Genomic DNA, 18,006 nt, shown 5'->3' with positions numbered 1-18,006 from the left:
CAAGCACCCACACGAATTGCTTGATTCAGTTGTTAAAGAGCGGTTGGTTAAGATCTTTCGTCTCAACCGAGGCGCGCATTCTACAGCAGCCTCTGTTGCTGTCAAGCGGTTATTTTCAGAAGTTTTCAAAGTTTCGCTTGGAAATCTTTAACAACTTCAACCACTTGCGCTTCCGATCTCTCGTTAGCGGGAGGCGAATCCTACAGCGTTACACGCTGCTGTCAACACCTCTTTTTCTCCGCTTTCGACCGAGACGATCGAACCGTCAATAAGGCGAAAACACACTGCCTTACCAACTCCTTCTGGCTTCGATGAACTGAAGCGTAACCGCTGCCGAAAACTGCGTAACTCTTTGTTTACCAAGGAGTTTTCCGTTTCGACTGCGCCGGAAGTGGGGCGAATTATAGACTTCCAGAATCTGCCGTCAACCCCTGATTTCAGCTTTATTCGGATTTGAGCGTAATACGCGCAAATGCCTTCTTCCCGGCCTGGCAAACATGGGTCGCGCCCAGTACGTATATAAAGGTGCGATCGACAACCTCACCATCTATACGCACACCACCAGAACCCAGAAGGTCGCGCGCCACGGCAGAGTTCTTCACCAGCCCCGCTTTATTAAGGACGGCAGCGATCGGCATGTCCTCGGCGGCGGTCAACTGGATCTCTGGCAGATCATCCGGCAGCTCACCGTCTTTCATACGGTTACCCGCCGCACGGTGAGCGTTGGCCGCAGCCTCTTCACCATGGAAGCGCGCAACGATCTCTTCGGCCAGCTTGATCTTGATGTCACGCGGATTCGCACCCGCCTCGACGTCAGCCCGGAAAGCATTGATCTCTTCCATGGAGCGAAAGCTGAGCAATTCGAAGTAACGCCACATCAGCACATCCGGAATAGAGACCAGCTTGCCGTACATGACACCCGGAGCCTCCTGGATACCGACGTAGTTGCCCAACGACTTGGACATCTTCTTCACGCCATCCAGACCTTCGAGCAATGGCATGGTCAGAATGCATTGAGCCTCCTGACCATAACTACGCTGCAGCTCGCGCCCCATCAGCAGATTGAACTTCTGATCGGTACCACCCAGCTCGACATCCGCGCGCAACGCGACCGAGTCATAACCCTGAACCAGCGGATAGAGGAACTCGTGAATGGCGATGGGTTGATTGGTCGTGTAGCGCTTGTCGAAATCGTCGCGCTCGAGCATGCGAGCCACGGTGTATTGCGAAGTCAGGCGAATGAAGTCGGCCGGCCCCATCTGATCCATCCAGGTGGAGTTAAACGCCACTTCGGTCTTGGCCGGATCAAGAATCTTGAAGACCTGGGTCTTGTAGGTCTCGGCATTCTCGAGAACCTGCTCACGAGTGAGCGGAGGACGTGTCGCGCTCTTGCCGCTTGGATCACCGATCATCCCGGTGAAGTCACCTATAAGGAAGATCACCTGGTGACCCAGCTCCTGGAACTGGCGCAGCTTATTAATAAGCACGGTGTGACCCAGGTGCAAATCCGGCGCGGTCGGATCGAAGCCTGCCTTAATACGCAGCGGCTGGCCACGCTTGAGTTTCTCGATCAGCTCGGACTCGACCAACAGTTCTTCTGCACCACGTTTGATCAGCGCTAGCTGCTCTTCAACCGACTTCATAACAGACCCGCAAGGCTCAGATTCAAAGGGGAACAACCATACAAGATCGCGCACCAAATACAAGTTTTGCCCGGCGCACGGACACCAATCCACGGACAGAGCGTTCGCAGACTTGCTTCAGAGATGATTTGGTTATATTTTATACAGTTATTTCGTCTTCATCATGTCATTCATCTTTTCCAATTCATCTTTTCAAAGTCAAAATTACCTATGACCACAGAACCGTCTAAAGCGCCACCGCTTTACCCGAAGACCCACCTGCTCGCAGCAAGTGGCATCGCCGCCCTTCTCAGCCTGGCGCTTCTGGTATTCCCTTCCAGTGATGTTGAAGCAAAAAAGACGACCCTGAGTCTTGAACTGGAAAGCCCTGCAGAACAACTGACACAAGATCAAGACGCCGCCGACGCTGTCCAAGCCACAAATGAGCCGGCAGCCTCCCCCTTCGCCCAGATCGAAAACAGCGCCGAAGACACCCAGGAAACCGCCCAGGTCGCCCCCGCGCCTGCTCCCGCGCCAGTCGTCGAAGAGAAGAAGGCGCCAGGCCATAAGGAAGTGATCGTTAGCAAAGGCGACACTCTCTCGACGCTGTTCGAGAAAGTCGGCCTTCCGGCGACTTCGGTGCATGAAGTACTGGCCAGCGACAAGCAGGCCAAGCAGTTCAGCCAACTCAAACATGGCCAGAAGCTTGAGTTCGAACTGAGCCCGGATGGCCAGCTGACCAATCTGCACAGCAAAGTCAGCGACACGGAAAGCATCAGCCTGACCAAGAACGACAAGGGTTATACGTTCAATCGCATCACCGCCAAGCCCACCGTTCGCTCCGCCTATGTGCATGGCGTGATCAACAGTTCACTGTCGCAATCTGCCGCCCGAGCCGGTTTGTCCCACAGCCTGACCATGGATATGGCCAGTGTGTTTGGCTATGACGTCGACTTCGCCCAGGATATTCGCCAGGGTGACGAGTTCGATGTGATCTATGAACAGAAGGTCGTCAACGGCAAAGCAATCGGCAACGGCCCGATCCTCTCCGCACGCTTCACCAACCGCGGCAAGACTTACACCGCGGTGCGCTACACCAACAAACAAGGCAACAGCAGCTACTACACGGCTGACGGCAACAGCATGCGCAAGGCGTTTATCCGTACCCCGGTAGACTTCGCCCGCATCAGTTCGAAATTCTCCATGGGCCGCAAGCACCCGATCCTGAACAAGATCCGCGCCCACAAGGGTGTCGATTACGCGGCACCACGCGGTACGCCGATCAAGGCTGCCGGTGACGGCAAAGTATTGTTGGCAGGTCGTCGCGGCGGTTACGGCAACACTGTGATCATCCAGCACGGTAATACCTACCGCACGCTGTACGGCCATATGCAGGGCTTCGCCAAAGGCATCAAGACTGGCGGCAGCGTCAAGCAAGGTCAGGTGATTGGTTACATCGGTACAACCGGTCTCTCCACCGGCCCACACTTGCACTACGAATTCCAGGTCAATGGCGTGCACGTCGATCCGCTGGGCCAGAAAGTCGCGATGGCCGATCCGATCTCCAAAGCTGAACGCTCACGCTTCCTCGCGCAAAGCCAACCGCTGATGGCGCGCATGGATCAAGAGAAAACCACCCAGCTGGCTTCGAGTAAACGCTAAGCCATGGCGCTCTATATAGGTGTTATGTCCGGGACCAGCCTTGATGGCCTGGACATTGCGTTGATCGAGCAAACCCCGGCGATCAAGCTGATCGCCACCCATTACATCCCTATGCCTGACTCCCTGCGCGCCGAGCTGCTTGGCTTGTGCGCCAGCGGCCCGGACGAGATTGCCCGCTCCGCCATTGCCCAGCAGAACTGGGTGAAGCTGGCCGCACAGGGCATTCACACCCTCCTCGACCAACAAAATCTGAAACCCGCCGACATTCGCGCGATTGGCAGCCACGGCCAGACCATTCGCCACGAACCGGCGCGCGGGTTCACGGTGCAAATCGGCAACCCTGCCTTGCTCACCGAGCTGACCGGCATCACCGTGGTCAGCGATTTCCGCAGCCGCGATGTAGCCGCTGGCGGACAAGGCGCGCCACTGGTTCCAGCCTTTCACGAAGCCCTGTTTGAAGAACGGCCTGGCAACCGCGCGGTATTGAACGTCGGTGGGTTCAGCAATCTCAGCCTGATCGAACCCGGCAAGCCTGTTGCCGGGTTTGACTGCGGCCCCGGGAATGTCCTGCTGGATGCCTGGATTCACCAGCAACGCGGCGACAACTTTGATCGTGACGGTCAATGGGCCGCCAGCGGCAAGGTTGAACCGGCTCTGTTGAACGAGCTGCTCAGTGATCCATTCTTTGTGACTCAGGGCCCGAAGAGCACCGGCCGCGAAGTATTCAATCTGCCATGGCTGATGCAGCATCTGTCGCAGCTACCGACCTTCGCTGCCGAAGACGTACAGGCCACGCTGCTTGAGCTGACCGCGCTGACCATTGTCGAGTCATTGCAATGCGCCCAATCGGATACCCGGGAGCTGCTGGTTTGTGGCGGCGGCGCGCACAACGCCACGCTGATGAAGCGCTTGGCCAGTCTGTTGCCGAATGCGAAAGTCAGCAGCACTGCTGCTTACGGCGTAGACCCGGACTGGGTGGAAGCCATGGCCTTCGCCTGGCTGGCTCATTGCTGCATGGAAGGTATCGCGGCCAACCGCCCGAGTGTCACCGGTGCTCGCGGCCTACGCGTACTCGGCGCCATCTACCCCGCCTGAGCCTGAACCCCAGACAGCAAAACGCCGCAGAGTCCTGAGATTCTACGGCGCATGGTAATGCGGTGAGGTGCGATCAGATCGAGAACGAAGAGCCGCAGCCACACGTGGTGGTAGCGTTCGGGTTCTTGATCACGAAACGCGAACCTTCCAGACCTTCCTGGTAATCCACTTCGGCACCTGCCAGGTACTGAAAGCTCATTGGATCGACCACCAGGCTGACGCCTTCGCGCTCGACGATGGTGTCGTCATCGGCCACTTCTTCATCGAAGGTGAAGCCGTATTGAAACCCTGAACAACCGCCGCCCGTAACGAATACGCGCAGCTTCAAGCGATCATTCCCCTCTTCATCGACCAGGCTCTTCACCTTGTGCGCGGCACCGTGGGTGAATTGCAAAGCCGTGGGGGTGAAGGATTCGACGCTCATGCTGACTATCTCCCGGCGTTACGCCGCCATAATGCGTGATGACGCGCATTATCCGCTTCTCCCAGAAAATCGGTCAACTATTGTTACGGTATATCAATCAACCCAATCGCCAGACCAAAATGCAAAAAGGCCCGTTCGACGGGCCTTTTTGCTGAGCGGGATAAAGCCTTACGGCAGCATGCCGGCATGGGACAGGCCCAGGCGCTCATCCAGGCCGAACAGGATATTCAGGTTCTGCACCGCCTGACCGGACGCGCCTTTGACCAGGTTGTCGATCACCGACAATACCACCACCAGATCACCATCCTGCGGACGGTGCACGGCAATACGGCAAACGTTGGCACCGCGCACGCTGCGGGTTTCCGGATGGCTGCCGGCAGGCATCACATCGACGAACGGTTCGTTGGCATAGCGCTTTTCGAACAACGCTTGCAGATCCACCGAGCGATCCACGACAGTCGCGTAGAGCGTCGAGTGAATGCCGCGAATCATTGGCGTCAGGTGCGGAACGAAGGTCAGCCCCACGTCCTTGCCCGCGGCACGACGCAGGCCCTGGCGGATTTCCGGCAAGTGACGGTGCCCTTTGACGGCGTAAGCCTTCATGCTTTCCGACGTCTCGGCGTACAGCGAGCCTACAGAAGCGCCACGACCGGCGCCGCTGACGCCGGATTTGCAGTCTGCGATCAAACGAGTGGTATCTGCCAGACCGGCTTCAAGCAATGGCAGGAATCCCAATTGCGTGGCAGTCGGGTAGCAACCCGGCACAGCAATCAGGCGTGCTTGCTTGATTTGCTCGCGGTTAACTTCCGGCAAGCCGTAGACCGCCTCCTCCAGCAATTCCGGCGCGCCGTGCGGCTGACCGTACCATTTGGCCCACTCATCGGCGTCTTGCAGACGGAAGTCTGCCGACAGGTCGATGACCTTGGTCCCGGCCGCCAGCAGTTCACCGGCCAGCGCATGCGCAACACCGTGCGGCGTGGCGAAGAACACCACGTCGCAAGCCCCGAGGGTCTTGATGTCCGGAACGCTGAAAGCCAGGCCGTCGTAATGGCCTCGCAGGTTCGGGTACATGTCGGCCACGGCCAGGCCGGCCTCGGATCGGGAAGTGATCACTACCACTTCAGCTTGCGGATGCTGTGCCAACAGACGCAGCAGTTCGACACCGGTGTAACCCGTGCCGCCGACGATACCGACCTTGACCATAAACCTGCCCTCAACGAACCCACTGGAAAGCCGTCGATAATAGAGGCCGCGCGGCCCTGCGACAACCGTCAAGGTGACGTGCGGCGGCTCAAGCCTCTACTATTCCCGCTACCGTGAACCTGGGAATAACTAAAAATGCTTTATCTGTGGCTCAAAGCGCTTCATATCGTCAGCATGGTCTGCTGGTTTGCCGGCCTGTTTTACCTGCCGCGCCTGTTCGTCTATCACGCCCAAAGCGAAGACACCGTCAGCAAGGAACGCTTCAGTATCATGGAGCGCAAGCTGTACCGGGGCATCATGGGCCCGGCGATGATCGCCACCCTGTTGTTCGGCATCTGGCTGATCAGCCTCAACCCAAGCGCCTACTTCACCCAAGGTGCATGGATGCATGCCAAATTGACCCTGGTGGTGATCCTGATCGGCTATCACCACATGTGCGGCGCACAGGTAAAACGTTTTGCCCGTGGCGAAAACACCCGCAGCCATGTCTTTTATCGCTGGTTCAATGAAGTGCCGGTTCTGATATTGCTGGCTATCGTAATTCTGGTCGTCGTTCGACCGTTTTAATCCAACAAGCATCATTCACCCGGGGTACTTCCAATGTCGCTGCCCGCTTTGCTCGAACAACGCTTGCGTCTGCCCGTGGTGGCGGCGCCGATGTTCCTGATCTCCAACCCTGAGCTGGTTCTCGCCTGCTGTCGTAATGGCGTAGTCGGCAGCTTTCCCGCGCTGAACCAGCGTGAGAGCGGCGGTTTCAAGGCTTGGGTGGAAGAGATCGAAGCAGGACTGGCAATACTGGAAAACCCCGCGCCTTACGCGGTGAACCTGATCGTCCACAACAACAACCCGCGATTGCAGGCGGATCTGGCAATCTGCATCGAGCACAAAGTACCAATCGTGATCACCAGCCTCGGTGCCGTGAAAGAACTGGTCGACGCCGTGCACAGCTATGGAGGCCTGGTGTTTCATGACGTGACGACGCGTCGCCACGCGGAAAAAGCCGCCGAGGCCGGTGTGGACGGTTTGATCGCCGTGGCTGCGGGCGCCGGTGGTCACGCCGGGACCTGGAGCCCGTTTTCGCTGATCGCCGAGATTCGCCAGTTTTTCGACAAGACCCTGCTGCTGGCCGGCTGCCTGAACCATGGCCATGAAATTCTTGCCGCGCAGTTGCTCGGTGCGGATTTGGCCTACTTCGGTACGCGATTTATCGGTACCACTGAAAGTCATGCGCCTGACGCGTATAAGGAGATGCTCCTGACTTCCAGAGCTGCAGACATCGTCCATACTCCAGCGGTGTCGGGAGTACCGGCAAGCTTCATGCGTCGGAGCCTGGAGGCCGCCGGTTTCGACATGGCAGCCCTGCAAGGCAAGGGTGAAGTGAACTTCGGCTCCAAGCTCAAACCGTTGAGCGATGAAGCCAAAGCCTGGAAAACCGTGTGGTCCGCAGGCCAGGGCGTCGGAGAAATCGATGACCTGCCGAGTGTCGATCAACTGGTCGCACGTCTCGATGCCGAATACCGCAAGGCGCTGGAACTGGCGGCGGCGTTGCCCAAACGCTGGCCGCGCTGACAGAAAAACTTGGCCAGCCCAATCCGGCTGGCCCTACACTCCATAATTGCCACACTGTCTATTACGAACCCTCGCGACAAGGATGCCTCGGCCATGAGCGAAAACCGTTTCAAGATCGTCTTCGATGGCGCTCTGCAGCCAGGTGTTGACGCCACCACCGCGAAGCTCAATCTCGCCGATCTGTTCAAAAGCGATGTCGCGGCCATTGAGCGACTGTTCAGCGGCCGGGCGGTTGCACTCAAGCGCGACCTGTCACACGCCGATGCACAGACTTACCTTCAGGCACTGACGAAAACCGGCATCGATGCCCGAATCGAAACAGAACCCTCGATCGAGCTGAACCTGTCCGACGTTCACGAACACGCCCCTGCCAACAACCAACCTCGCACGGCAGATCCCGACTCTCCCTATGCACCGCCCCGAGCCTCTGTCGGCGAAGCACTGCCGGAGTTTTCTGCACTCAAGGCATTCAGTTTCGTTGGCCGCATCGGTCGCTTGCGCTTTCTGGCCTGGACGATGGCTCTTACGCTGGTGACGCTTGGCGTTGGCTCCGTGCTGGCTATTTTCGGCTTCGCGCTCATCAGCACGGACTCGACTGTTGGCTTGATTCTCGCGGGTCTGCTGGCCTTTATCCTGGTCGTGGTGCTCGCCTTCATCAGCATCCAGTTCAGTGTGCAGCGCCTGCACGATATCGGCTGGTCTGGCTGGCTCTGGCTACTGAACCTTGTACCGGTCGTGGGCAGCGTTTTTCCGTTTGTAATAATGATCGTGCCGGGTAACAACACTGCCAACCGATATGGCGCACCACCACCGCCCAACAGCAACGCGGTCAGAGTGCTGGCTTCGCTGTGGCTGGTGTTTATCGCGATCATGTTCGTCGGCGGGCTGACTGGTGGCCTCACCGCGATCCAGGATGAGTACGAAAGCGCAACCGAGAGCACCTATCAAAGCAGCGCGGTGATCACCGACGAAGTTGAAGTGGAGCCGGCCGAAGAGGCCGAGCAAGCACCAAATTCATTCGATGATGCAGCCGAAGCAGCCGAGCCCCCTGTAGACTCTGCGAAAGAATGAACAGCGCTCCCCGCCCGTGACACCTGCGTCGCCGGCGCGGAGCTGTTGCGATGGAGAACTGCATGACCCGTTACGCTCTGATCACTGGCGCTTCCAGCGGCATCGGCCTGGCGATGGCCGAAGCGCTGGCCCGGCGCGGCCGCAGCCTGATTCTGGTGGCCCGACAGCGTGATCAGCTGGAAAGCATTGCGATCGAACTGACTCAACGTTTTGGTGTGGAGGTGCTGTTTCGCGCCTGTGATCTGGGTGAGCCGCTGAGGCTGTCCGGATTTTTGCTGGAGCTGGAGGAAGGCGATCGGCAAATCGATTTGCTGGTCAACTGTGCCGGTATCGGTACCTGCGGCCCGTTCCTGGCCCAAGACTGGATGACCGAGCAAGATTTGATCGAAGTGAACATCCTGGCCCTCACTCGCTTGTGCCATGCCATCGGCAACAGTATGGCCTTGCAGGGCGGCGGGCAGATTCTGAACGTCGCCTCGGTCGCGGCGTTTCACCCCGGCCCATGGATGAGCACTTACTACGCCAGCAAGGCTTACGTACTGCATTTTTCCGAAGGTTTACGCGTCGAACTGAAAAAATGTGCGGTCAAGGTGTCGGTACTCTGCCCCGGCCCGACCCGCACGGCATTTTTCCGCACCGCGCAACTGGACACCGACAAACTGGTCGAGAGCAAACTGCTGATGAGTCCGGAAGAAGTCGCGCTCTATACCGTGCGCGCGCTGGCGAAAAATCGCGCCATTATTATTCCCGGCCGCCTGAATCGCTGGTTCGCGTTCCTGCCGCGACTCGGCTCACGCTGGCTGACCCGGACAATCGCGGGCATGGTCAACAAAGCCTATTGCCCGCGCTGATCAATCCTCAAGGCAAAAGACTGGGCTCTGACCTAACCCATGGTTACACTCAGGCCAGCCCAAACAACGGAGAAAACAGCTGTGGATACTCTGTTCACCAAGATCATCAACCGGGAAATCCCGGCGAAGATCATTTACGAGGACGACCAGGTACTGGCCTTCCACGACATCGCGCCACAGGCACCCGTGCATTTCCTGGTAGTCCCGAAGAAACCGGTGCGCACCCTTAACGACCTCACCGAGGACGACAAGGCTTTGGCCGGGCATATTCTGTTCACGGCCCAGCGTCTGGCTCTGGAATTGGGCTGTGAAGAAGGTTTCCGGGTGGTCATGAACTGCAATGAATTGGGCGGGCAGACCGTCTATCACATTCATATGCACGTGCTCGGTCAGCGCCAGATGCACTGGCCGCCGGGCTGATCCATCGCCCTTTCTCTGTAGCGAGGCTTGCCCGCGAAGCTTTTGGCGCACTTGAGGACGCCTTCGCGGGCAAGCCTCGCTCCTACAGATCGTTTTTACCCGGGTCAGATGAATCCATTACCAGCCATGACCCAACGCAAACCCTCCCCGGCCGATTGGGTTAAACTGGCCGCCGAGATTCTTCCCGGAGGTCAGCATGACTACCCAACGTCACTACTCGCCAATTGACCGTCTTCTGCTGCAAGCCGATGCCGCGATGCGTACTTTGCTGCCCTTCAGTGGTCAGCCCTACCGTCCGTCGCCGGCCATCGTGCAGCCGGATACGCAGATGAGCGACGAGGACACCCGACACGTCGCCGGTTTGATGCGCATCAACCATACCGGCGAAGTCTGCGCCCAGGCGCTGTATCAAGGTCAGGCCCTGACCGCCAAGCTGCCGAAAGTGCGCGCCGCCATGGAGCACGCCGCCGAAGAAGAAATCGACCATCTGGTCTGGTGCGAACAACGCATTCATCAGTTGGGTAGCCATACCAGCATCCTCAATCCGCTGTTCTACGGCATGTCGTTCGGGATTGGAGCGGTCGCCGGATTGATCAGCGATAAAGTCAGCCTGGGTTTCGTTGCTGCCACTGAGCATCAGGTCTGCAAACACCTGAACGAACACCTTGAGCAACTGCCTGCCGAGGACGAAAAATCCCGAGCGATCCTGGAGCAGATGCGTATCGATGAAGAGCATCATGCTGAAAGTGCGCTGGATGCGGGTGGATTTCGTTTTCCGGCGCCGGTGAAGTTCGGGATGAGTTTGTTGGCTAAGGTGATGACCAAGAGTACTTATCGGATCTGAGGATCAGGTTGTTACATAAGGCCTCTTCGCGGGCAAGCCACGCTCCCACAAGGGTTCTGTATTCCAACAAATAAAAAGGCGATTACCGCAAGGTAGTCGCCTTTTTTGTACTCTGAAATCTTAGTTTGGTATGTTGCGCGCGTAGTCGATTCAACCGAGCTCGATGATCTCGTAGTCGTGGGTAATCGCCACGCCGGCCGCGCCGAGCATGATCGAGGCCGAGCAATACTTCTCGGCCGACAGCTCGATGGCGCGCTTGACCTGGGCTTCTTTCAGCCCACGGCCCTTGACCACGAAGTGCATGTGGATCTTGGTGAAAACCTTCGGATCCTCGGTCGCACGCTCGGCTTCGAGAAACGCTTCGCAGCTTTCGACGGCCTGACGGGACTTCTTGAGGATGCTGACCACATCGAAATTGCTGCAACCGCCAACACCCAGCAGGAGCATTTCCATCGGCCGGACACCGAGGTTACGACCGCCGGCTTCGGGCGGGCCGTCCATGACCACGACATGACCGCTGCCGGATTCACCGAGGAACATGGCTTCGCCAGCCCATTGGATGCGTGCCTTCATCGCCAAGACTCCACTGTCTAAAAAAGGGTCGCCAGCTTAGCACAGGGCCCTTGATTGGCAGCGCTTCGCCTTCCTAGGACATAACCATCTATGTCGTAGGCAAATTCTCGAATCTTGCAGGAATGTGTCTGTTAAGCTGGCGCCAAATCAATGGCGTATAGCCAGCTTTTCAGCGAATAAAAAGGATTGCAGGCTTCGCCAGCGCCTACAAAAAACAAACACACCGTGCAGTCTTTTCGGGATACAACCATGGTTGCTATTACCCCCACACCCAAAATCAAGAACCTCGACAAACTGTTGATGCACTGCCAGCGCCGTCGCTATGCCGCCAAGAGCAACATCATTTGTGCCGGTGACCGCTCGGACACGCTGTTTTTCATCATCAAAGGTTCGGTGACCATCCTGATTGAGGATGACGACGGCCGTGAAATGATCATTGCCTACCTCAACTCCGGCGACTTTTTCGGCGAGCTGGGTCTGTTTGAGCAAGCCGGCCTGGAACAGGAACGCAGCGCTTGGGTGCGCGCCAAGGTCGAATGCGAAGTCGCGGAAATCAGCTACGCAAAATTCCGCGAGCTGTCCCAACAAGATCCAGACATTCTTTACGTGCTCAGCGGACAAATCGCACAGCGCCTGCGCAATACCACGCGCAAGGTCGGCGACCTGGCGTTCTTCGACGTAACCGGTCGCGTTGCGCGCTGCCTGCTGGAGCTGTGCAAGCAACCAGACGCCATGACCCACCCGGACGGCATGCAGATCAAGGTGACCCGTCAGGAAATCGGCCGGATTGTCGGTTGTTCCCGTGAGATGGTCGGCCGCGTGCTCAAGGATCTGGAAGAGCGCAACCTGGTCGACGTCAAAGGCAAGACCATGGTGGTCTTCGGTACGCGCTAAGCTCGATAACTTAAGTTCCTAAACTTAAGCCCCGAGCATTTCAACCAGCAACTGTCGGTACAGCGCATCGAGCCGTTCCAGTGCCTCAGGAGCGGCAAACTTTTCATGCAGCGCGATGTGGCTTTCAGCGCGAACCCGCTGTTCCAGATCGCAGGCTTCATTGAAGCGATTGACCGCCGCGACCATCGACTCTCGCTCGTCATCGATCAACATCGCCCCGTGCACCAGGCCGACCGGACGCAGACCACCCTTGCTCTGGCGCCAACGCTGGGCGGTGCCCACCATCTTTCGACCATCGAGGTTGACGTTGAAACGACCGTCGCAGAACGCGCCCTCGATTTCACCCAATGACGAAGTGCCGCCCAGCTCATCCAGTAACTGACAGATCGGATCGCACAGACGCCGGTAGCCGGTTTCGATGCGGTTCAGATCGCCTTCGCTGCGCGGAGGGGCATAAACCAGTGCGATGTTGATGGTCGATGCCGATTGCGGCACCGGCTCACCGCCGGTTTCACGCAGCAGCACCGGCCAGCCGGCCGCGGCAGAAACTTCACAGGCATGTTCAAACCCGGGCAGACGATTCAAGCGACGGGGCATGACCAACGCGCGATCAGTGGGTTGCCAGAACAGCAGACCGAATTCCGACTCACCGGTGCACACATGGGCCAACAGGTCCTGCTCGGCGAGCAGGCCGGCTTCGATGGTCAGAGGGGTTGGTGAGGTCATAAGATATTCCATAGGACGGTCAGTCTGTGGTGCATCTTCTGCCGCCTTCGCGAGCAAGCCCGCTCCCACAGTTGACCCGCGTTGTCTGGCTGAACGCGGGCTAATGTGGGAGCGGGCTTGCTCGCGAAGGGAGCGCCCCGATTTTCAATCAGTCGAGCGTCGAACCGCTCACTGGAATACCACGCTCGGGAAAGAACAGGCGCTGCAGTTCGCTACCCGGGCTTTCGGCGCGCATGAACGCTTCGCCGACCAGGAACGCGTACACGTCGCTGATTTCCATCAACTCGACATCGGCCCGGTTCAGAATGCCACTTTCAGTAATCACCAGACGATCGCGCGGAATACGCGGCAACAGGTCGAGGGTGGTTTCCAGATTGACGTCAAAGGTGTGCAGGTTGCGGTTGTTCACGCCCACCAGCGGCGTGTCGAGGGTTTTCAAGGCCCGCTCCAGCTCGTCGCCATCGTGGACTTCCACCAGCACATCAAGACCGACACTTTTGGCCACGGCCGCCAGCTCGGCCATTTTCACGTCGTCCAGTGCGGAGACGATCAACAGCACGCAGTCAGCGCCCAAAGCACGAGACTCGACGATCTGGTAAGGATCGATCATGAAGTCCTTGCGGATCACCGGCAGCTTGCACGCCGCCCGGGCCTGTTGCAGATACGCATCGGCACCCTGGAAGTAATCGATGTCGGTGAGCACCGACAGGCAAGTGGCCCCGCCCTTTTCGTAACTTCTGGCGATGTCGGCGGGAACGAAGTTCTCGCGAATCACGCCTTTGCTTGGCGAAGCCTTCTTGATTTCAGCAATGACCGCCGGCTGTTTTGTCTTGGCCTGATCGATCAATGCCTTGGCAAAACCACGGGGGGCATCGGCCGCCTTGGCCAGATTTTCCAGCTCCGCCAGACTCACACGAGCGCTACGCTCGGCGACTTCCTGAACTTTGCGGGCCAGAATATTTTCCAGAACCGTCGGTAAACTCATCCCTCATTCTCCACTTTGAATACCGCGGTAAATGCACCCAATTCCTCAAGTTTCTCCCGAGCGAGGCCTGTGTGCAGCGCATCGTGCGCCAGGGCAACGCCTTCTTTCAAACTGCTGGCATGGTCGGCGGCGTACAGCGCGGCACCGGCATTAAGCACAATCATCTCGGCTGCTTTCTGACCGTTCTCGGTCTTGCGCTTGCCCAAGGCATCGCGAATCAGCTCAAGGGAGGCCGCCGGGCTTTCCACCGCCAGACCGTGCAGGCTCTGGCTCTTCATCCCCAAGTCTTCGGGTTCGACCCAATACTCGGTGATCTGGTCATTCTTCAATTCCGCCACAAAGGTCGGTGCCGCCAGACTGAACTCGTCCAGGCCATCTTTAGAGTGCACCACCAGCACGTGTTTGCTGCCCAGACGCTGCAAAACTTCGGCCAATGGCCGGCACAACGCCTGACTGAACACACCCACCACCTGATGTTTCACACCGGCCGGATTCGTAAGCGGGCCGAGCATGTTGAACAGCGTGCGCAAGCCCAGCTCGCGGCGCGGGCCGGCGGCGTGCTTCATGGCGCTATGGTGGGTCTGGGCAAACATGAAACCGATGCCAACGTTGTCGATGCAGCGCGCCACCTGAACCGGCGTCAGGTTCAGGTAGATACCCGCGGCTTCCAGCAAGTCGGCGCTGCCGCTTTTGCCCGACACCGCACGGTTACCGTGCTTGGCCACGGTGCAACCGGCCGCGGCGACCACGAACGAGGAAGCGGTGGAGACGTTGAAAATGTTCGCACCGTCGCCACCGGTACCGACCACATCGACCACGCCGTCGAGGGTGTTGAGTTCAACCTTGTCCGCCAACTCGCGCATCGCCGTCACGGCGCCGACGATCTCATCGATGCTTTCGCTCTTCATGCGCATGGCCATCATGAACGCGCCGATCTGCGCATCCGTGCATTGCCCGGTCATGATTTCGCGCATGACATCGCGCATCTCATCGGTACTGAGGTCGAGATGGCCGACGATACGGCTCAGGGCTGTCTTGATATCCATGGAAAGTCCTTAGCGCATGCCGCCGGTTTGTTTGAGGAAGTTGGCGAACAGCTCGTGGCCCTGTTCAGTGAGGATAGACTCAGGGTGAAATTGCACACCCTCGATGTTCAGCGTCTTGTGACGCAGCCCCATGATCTCGTCGACCGAGCCGTCTTCAAGCTGGGTCCAGGCGGTCAATTCCAGGCAATCGGGCAGGGTTTCGCGCTTGACGATCAGCGAGTGATAGCGGGTGACCGTCAGCGGGCGATTCAGGCCTTCGAATACGCCCTTGTCCTCGTGGAATACCGGGCTGGTTTTGCCGTGCATGACCTGACGGGCACGGACCACATCGCCACCAAAGGCTTGGCCAATGGACTGGTGACCCAGGCAAACACCGAGAATCGGCAGCTTGCCGGCGAAATGCTTGATCGCTTCGATGGAAATACCGGCTTCGGTCGGGGTGCACGGACCGGGCGACACGACAATGCGCTCAGGCTTGAGAGCTTCGATTTCGGCAATGGTGAGTTCATCGTTGCGCACGACTTTGACCTCGGAGCCCAGCTCGCCAAGGTATTGCACAACGTTGTAAGTAAAAGAGTCGTAGTTATCGATCATCAGCAACATGGCGTTAAGAACCTCTTGAATTTACTGACTTTGAATACAGCCTTCGAATGATTTACCCGCAGCGCCCTGCACTTTGTCAGTCGCTGGAGTCGCGCTGTAAAGCGGTTTGTCTTGCGGGTAAAGAAGGCAAAGCGGTAAAGATCCGGCCGGGCCGGCAGAAGGATTCAGGCGCGCCAACGCCAACGGGCGTGTGCCTTGATGACTTGATCCAGAAGTTTGCTGACGATCAACACGGGGAAGGTCTCATTTATACGTCTTGGCACAGTAACTTAGCTGGGCAGAGCGTGCAATATGGGCCGATCGAAGCGCGTAAAACAATCGACGGGTTCGCGCCGAACGGCAACAGGCTCTATAGTTTTTGGCACTATCGTTTTGCTCATTACAACAATAACAAACGGACTTGCTCATGATCAGACAGACGTTGGCTGTACCGCTTGCCGGCTGCTTGCTCGCCATGGCCTGCACCCAGGCGATTGCGGCGCCCAACCCTTATTCGAATTTCATCGTCTTCGGCGATAGTCTCAACGATGCCGGGCAGTTTACCGACACGGGCGGCCCTCCCGGTTCGACCCTGCGCTTCACCAACCGGACAGGACCGGTTTACCAGAACGGCAGCGGCGAAGTCTATTCCGCCAACTCGACCCAACTGCTGGGTGAAAGGCTCGGGTTTTCGCCGGACCAGACGGCCGCTTCAACCTCGGCAGCGCGTGCGAACCAGGGCCTGCCGGATGGCAATAACTGGGCCGTTGGAGGTTACCGCACCGACCAGATCCTCACCTCGATCACCAGTGTATCCGCCACGGGTGAACGCACGCGTTCGGGCTATCTGCCGACAAACAACTTCAGCGCCGATCCGAATGCGCTGTATTACATTTCCGGGGGTGGTAACGATTTTCTTCAGGGACGTGTACAAAGTGGCGCTCAGGCGAATGCCGCTGCGGATCGCCTCGCCGACAGCGTCCAGGTTTTGCAGGCCGCCGGCGCCCGGTACATCGTGGTATGGCTGCTGCCCGACCTGGGTTTGACGCCCGCCATCAATGGCACGCCCCAGCAGACACCCACCTCACTACTGAGCTCCGCCTTCAACCGGCAACTGGTCACTCGACTGGCAGGGATCGATGCCGAAATCATCCCATTGAACATTCCGTTGCTGCTGCAGGAAACCTTCGCCGACCCGGCGCGATTCGGTTTTGCTACAGGCCAGAACCTGACGGCGAGCTGTTTCAGCGGTAACAGCTGCACCGAAAACCCTACGTATGGCATTAACAGTGCCACGCCGGATCCCAGCAAGCTGATTTACAACGATGGAGTCCATCCGACTGAAGCCGGGCAAAAACTGATTTCCGACTACGCCTACTCCCTACTGGCTGCGCCGTGGGAACTGACACTGCTGCCGGAAATGGCCCACGCCACCTTACGCGCGCACCAGGACGAACTGCGTAGCCAGTGGCAATCGGATTGGGAGAACTGGCAAGCCGTCGGCCAATGGCGCGCGATTGTTGCCGGTGGTGGTCAGCATCTGGATGTTGATAGCCAAAGCAGCAGCGCCAGCGCTGATGGCACCGGCTACAACCTGAATATCGGCGGCAGCTATCGGCTCAATGACGCCTGGCGCGTCGGTGTGGCAGCAGGCTTCTATCGTCAGGACCTGGAAGCAGGTACTAACGATTCGGACTACAAACTCAATAGCTATCTGGCGACCGCCTTCGCCCAGTTCCAACAGAATCGCTGGTGGGCCGATGCCGCGTTGACCGGTGGCAAGCTGGATTACGACAATCTCGAACGCAAATTCGACCTGGGTGCCAGCGAAGGCGCGGAAAAGGGTGATACCGATGGCCATCTCTGGGCCTTCAGCACTCGCCTTGGCTATGACATTGCCCAACCGGGCAGCGAATGGCACCTGTCACCGTTCATCAGCGCCGATTACGCCAAAGTGGAAGTCGACGGCTACTCGGAAAACAGCAACCGCTCCACGGCACTGACTTTTGATGATCAGACCCGAGACTCGAAACGCCTGGGTGTCGGCTTGCAAGGCAAATACAACTTCACCCGTCAGACCCAGGTGTTTGGTGAATACGCCCACGAGCGTGAATACGAAGATGACGTTCAGAAGGTAAATATCGCCCTCAACAGCCTGCCGTCCCTCGACTTCAATCTCCAGGGCTACACACCGCAAAGCCATCTCAACCGCTTAAGCCTGGGGGTCAGCCACAAATTGACCGCAGACCTGGCGCTGCGTGGCGGCTATACCTTGCGCAAGGATGATGACTTTACCCAGCAAGGTTTGACCGTTGGGGTTGCGCTGGACTTCTAAATCGTAGGCAATAAAAAACGCGGCCGTCTTACAGGTGCCGCGTTTTTTTTGAAATGAGCACTATCCATGTGGGAGCGGGCTTGCCCGCGATAGCGGACTGACAG

At 58.1% G+C, this 18,006-nt stretch carries 19 protein-coding genes; 11 read left to right on the top strand and 8 right to left on the bottom strand.

Annotated elements, in window-relative coordinates:
* Positions 1-443 precede the first annotated feature (443 nt).
* A complete protein-coding gene (gene tyrS / locus TU81_RS28725) occupies positions 444-1,643 on the bottom strand; it encodes a tyrosine--tRNA ligase (protein WP_038981293.1) in 1,200 nt (399 codons plus the stop codon).
* 210 nt (positions 1,644-1,853) lie between these two features.
* On the opposite strand from tyrS, the gene TU81_RS28720 reads away from it, so the two are divergent.
* Entirely contained in the window at positions 1,854-3,284 is a 1,431-nt protein-coding gene (locus TU81_RS28720) for a peptidoglycan DD-metalloendopeptidase family protein (RefSeq protein ID WP_038981292.1), read from the top strand.
* Positions 3,285-3,287: 3 nt separating this feature from the next.
* A complete protein-coding gene (locus tag TU81_RS28715) occupies positions 3,288-4,379 on the top strand; it encodes an anhydro-N-acetylmuramic acid kinase (protein ID WP_048397849.1) in 1,092 nt (363 codons plus the stop codon).
* Between the two features lie 73 nt (positions 4,380-4,452).
* Here the strand turns inward: TU81_RS28715 and erpA are convergent, their stop codons facing one another.
* Entirely contained in the window at positions 4,453-4,803 is a 351-nt protein-coding gene (erpA, locus tag TU81_RS28710; RefSeq protein WP_007906865.1) for an iron-sulfur cluster insertion protein ErpA, read from the bottom strand.
* A 168-nt stretch (positions 4,804-4,971) separates the two neighbouring features.
* On the bottom strand, positions 4,972-6,006 hold the full coding sequence (gene argC / locus TU81_RS28705; RefSeq protein WP_048397847.1) for an N-acetyl-gamma-glutamyl-phosphate reductase: 1,035 nt from the start codon (positions 6,004-6,006) through the stop codon (positions 4,972-4,974).
* Positions 6,007-6,141: 135 nt separating this feature from the next.
* On the opposite strand from argC, the gene hemJ reads away from it, so the two are divergent.
* The 6 genes from hemJ to coq7 all read left to right on the top strand — a co-directional run bounded on the left by hemJ (position 6,142) and on the right by coq7 (position 10,761).
* Entirely contained in the window at positions 6,142-6,573 is a 432-nt protein-coding gene (gene hemJ, locus TU81_RS28700; protein ID WP_048397844.1) for a protoporphyrinogen oxidase HemJ, read from the top strand.
* Positions 6,574-6,606: 33 nt separating this feature from the next.
* Positions 6,607-7,575 carry an NAD(P)H-dependent flavin oxidoreductase gene (locus TU81_RS28695; protein WP_048397842.1) on the top strand — a complete coding sequence of 323 codons (969 nt, stop codon included), beginning with the start codon at positions 6,607-6,609 and terminating at the stop codon, positions 7,573-7,575.
* 93 nt (positions 7,576-7,668) lie between these two features.
* Complete coding sequence (locus tag TU81_RS28690; protein WP_038981288.1) at positions 7,669-8,646, top strand: DUF805 domain-containing protein; 978 nt, start codon at positions 7,669-7,671, stop codon at positions 8,644-8,646.
* Positions 8,647-8,708: 62 nt separating this feature from the next.
* Complete coding sequence (locus TU81_RS28685; RefSeq protein ID WP_032835131.1) at positions 8,709-9,497, top strand: SDR family NAD(P)-dependent oxidoreductase; 789 nt, start codon at positions 8,709-8,711, stop codon at positions 9,495-9,497.
* 81 nt (positions 9,498-9,578) lie between these two features.
* Positions 9,579-9,917: a histidine triad nucleotide-binding protein gene (locus tag TU81_RS28680; RefSeq protein WP_007906873.1), complete on the top strand. Its 339-nt coding sequence runs from the start codon at positions 9,579-9,581 to the stop codon at positions 9,915-9,917.
* A gap of 196 nt (positions 9,918-10,113) precedes the next feature.
* On the top strand, positions 10,114-10,761 hold the full coding sequence (coq7, locus tag TU81_RS28675) for a 2-polyprenyl-3-methyl-6-methoxy-1,4-benzoquinone monooxygenase (RefSeq protein WP_038981286.1): 648 nt from the start codon (positions 10,114-10,116) through the stop codon (positions 10,759-10,761).
* 150 nt (positions 10,762-10,911) lie between these two features.
* Here coq7 and TU81_RS28670 read toward each other — a convergent pair whose 3' ends face one another.
* A complete protein-coding gene (locus tag TU81_RS28670) occupies positions 10,912-11,334 on the bottom strand; it encodes an OsmC family protein (RefSeq protein WP_003176451.1) in 423 nt (140 codons plus the stop codon).
* A 249-nt stretch (positions 11,335-11,583) separates the two neighbouring features.
* Here TU81_RS28670 and crp point away from each other — a divergent pair, with 249 nt between their 5' ends.
* On the top strand, positions 11,584-12,228 hold the full coding sequence (gene crp, locus TU81_RS28665; protein ID WP_007941656.1) for a cAMP-activated global transcriptional regulator CRP: 645 nt from the start codon (positions 11,584-11,586) through the stop codon (positions 12,226-12,228).
* Positions 12,229-12,252: 24 nt separating this feature from the next.
* On the opposite strand, the gene TU81_RS28660 is transcribed toward crp, so the two are convergent.
* The 4 genes from TU81_RS28660 to TU81_RS28645 form a co-directional block, all read right to left on the bottom strand.
* On the bottom strand, positions 12,253-12,954 hold the full coding sequence (locus TU81_RS28660) for a lipoate--protein ligase family protein (protein ID WP_038981283.1): 702 nt from the start codon (positions 12,952-12,954) through the stop codon (positions 12,253-12,255).
* 148 nt (positions 12,955-13,102) lie between these two features.
* The gene (gene trpC / locus TU81_RS28655; protein ID WP_038981281.1) at positions 13,103-13,939 is read right to left on the bottom strand and encodes an indole-3-glycerol phosphate synthase TrpC; all 837 of its coding nucleotides are present in this window, start codon (positions 13,937-13,939) and stop codon (positions 13,103-13,105) included.
* A complete protein-coding gene (trpD, locus tag TU81_RS28650) occupies positions 13,936-14,985 on the bottom strand; it encodes an anthranilate phosphoribosyltransferase (RefSeq protein ID WP_007906883.1) in 1,050 nt (349 codons plus the stop codon). Before trpD ends, trpC begins: the two co-directional genes overlap by 4 nt.
* Before the next feature lie 9 nt (positions 14,986-14,994).
* On the bottom strand, positions 14,995-15,588 hold the full coding sequence (locus tag TU81_RS28645) for an aminodeoxychorismate/anthranilate synthase component II (protein ID WP_038981279.1): 594 nt from the start codon (positions 15,586-15,588) through the stop codon (positions 14,995-14,997).
* A gap of 47 nt (positions 15,589-15,635) precedes the next feature.
* Between TU81_RS28645 and TU81_RS30385 the strand changes: the two genes are divergently transcribed.
* Both TU81_RS30385 and estP read left to right on the top strand, forming a co-directional pair.
* Positions 15,636-15,998, top strand: a complete 363-nt coding sequence (locus TU81_RS30385) for a hypothetical protein (protein ID WP_156320540.1) — start codon at positions 15,636-15,638, stop codon at positions 15,996-15,998.
* Positions 15,995-17,902 carry an esterase EstP gene (estP, locus tag TU81_RS28640; protein ID WP_048397837.1) on the top strand — a complete coding sequence of 636 codons (1,908 nt, stop codon included), beginning with the start codon at positions 15,995-15,997 and terminating at the stop codon, positions 17,900-17,902. The genes TU81_RS30385 and estP overlap by 4 nt, the downstream gene beginning before the upstream one ends.
* Positions 17,903-18,006: the final 104 nt, after the last annotated feature.

It is taken from the genome of Pseudomonas lini (assembly GCF_001042905.1).
GTDB classification, from domain to species: domain Bacteria; phylum Pseudomonadota; class Gammaproteobacteria; order Pseudomonadales; family Pseudomonadaceae; genus Aquipseudomonas; species Aquipseudomonas lini.
Note: the sequence above shows the minus strand (reverse complement) of the source record. Positions and strands in the feature narration are given on the sequence as shown.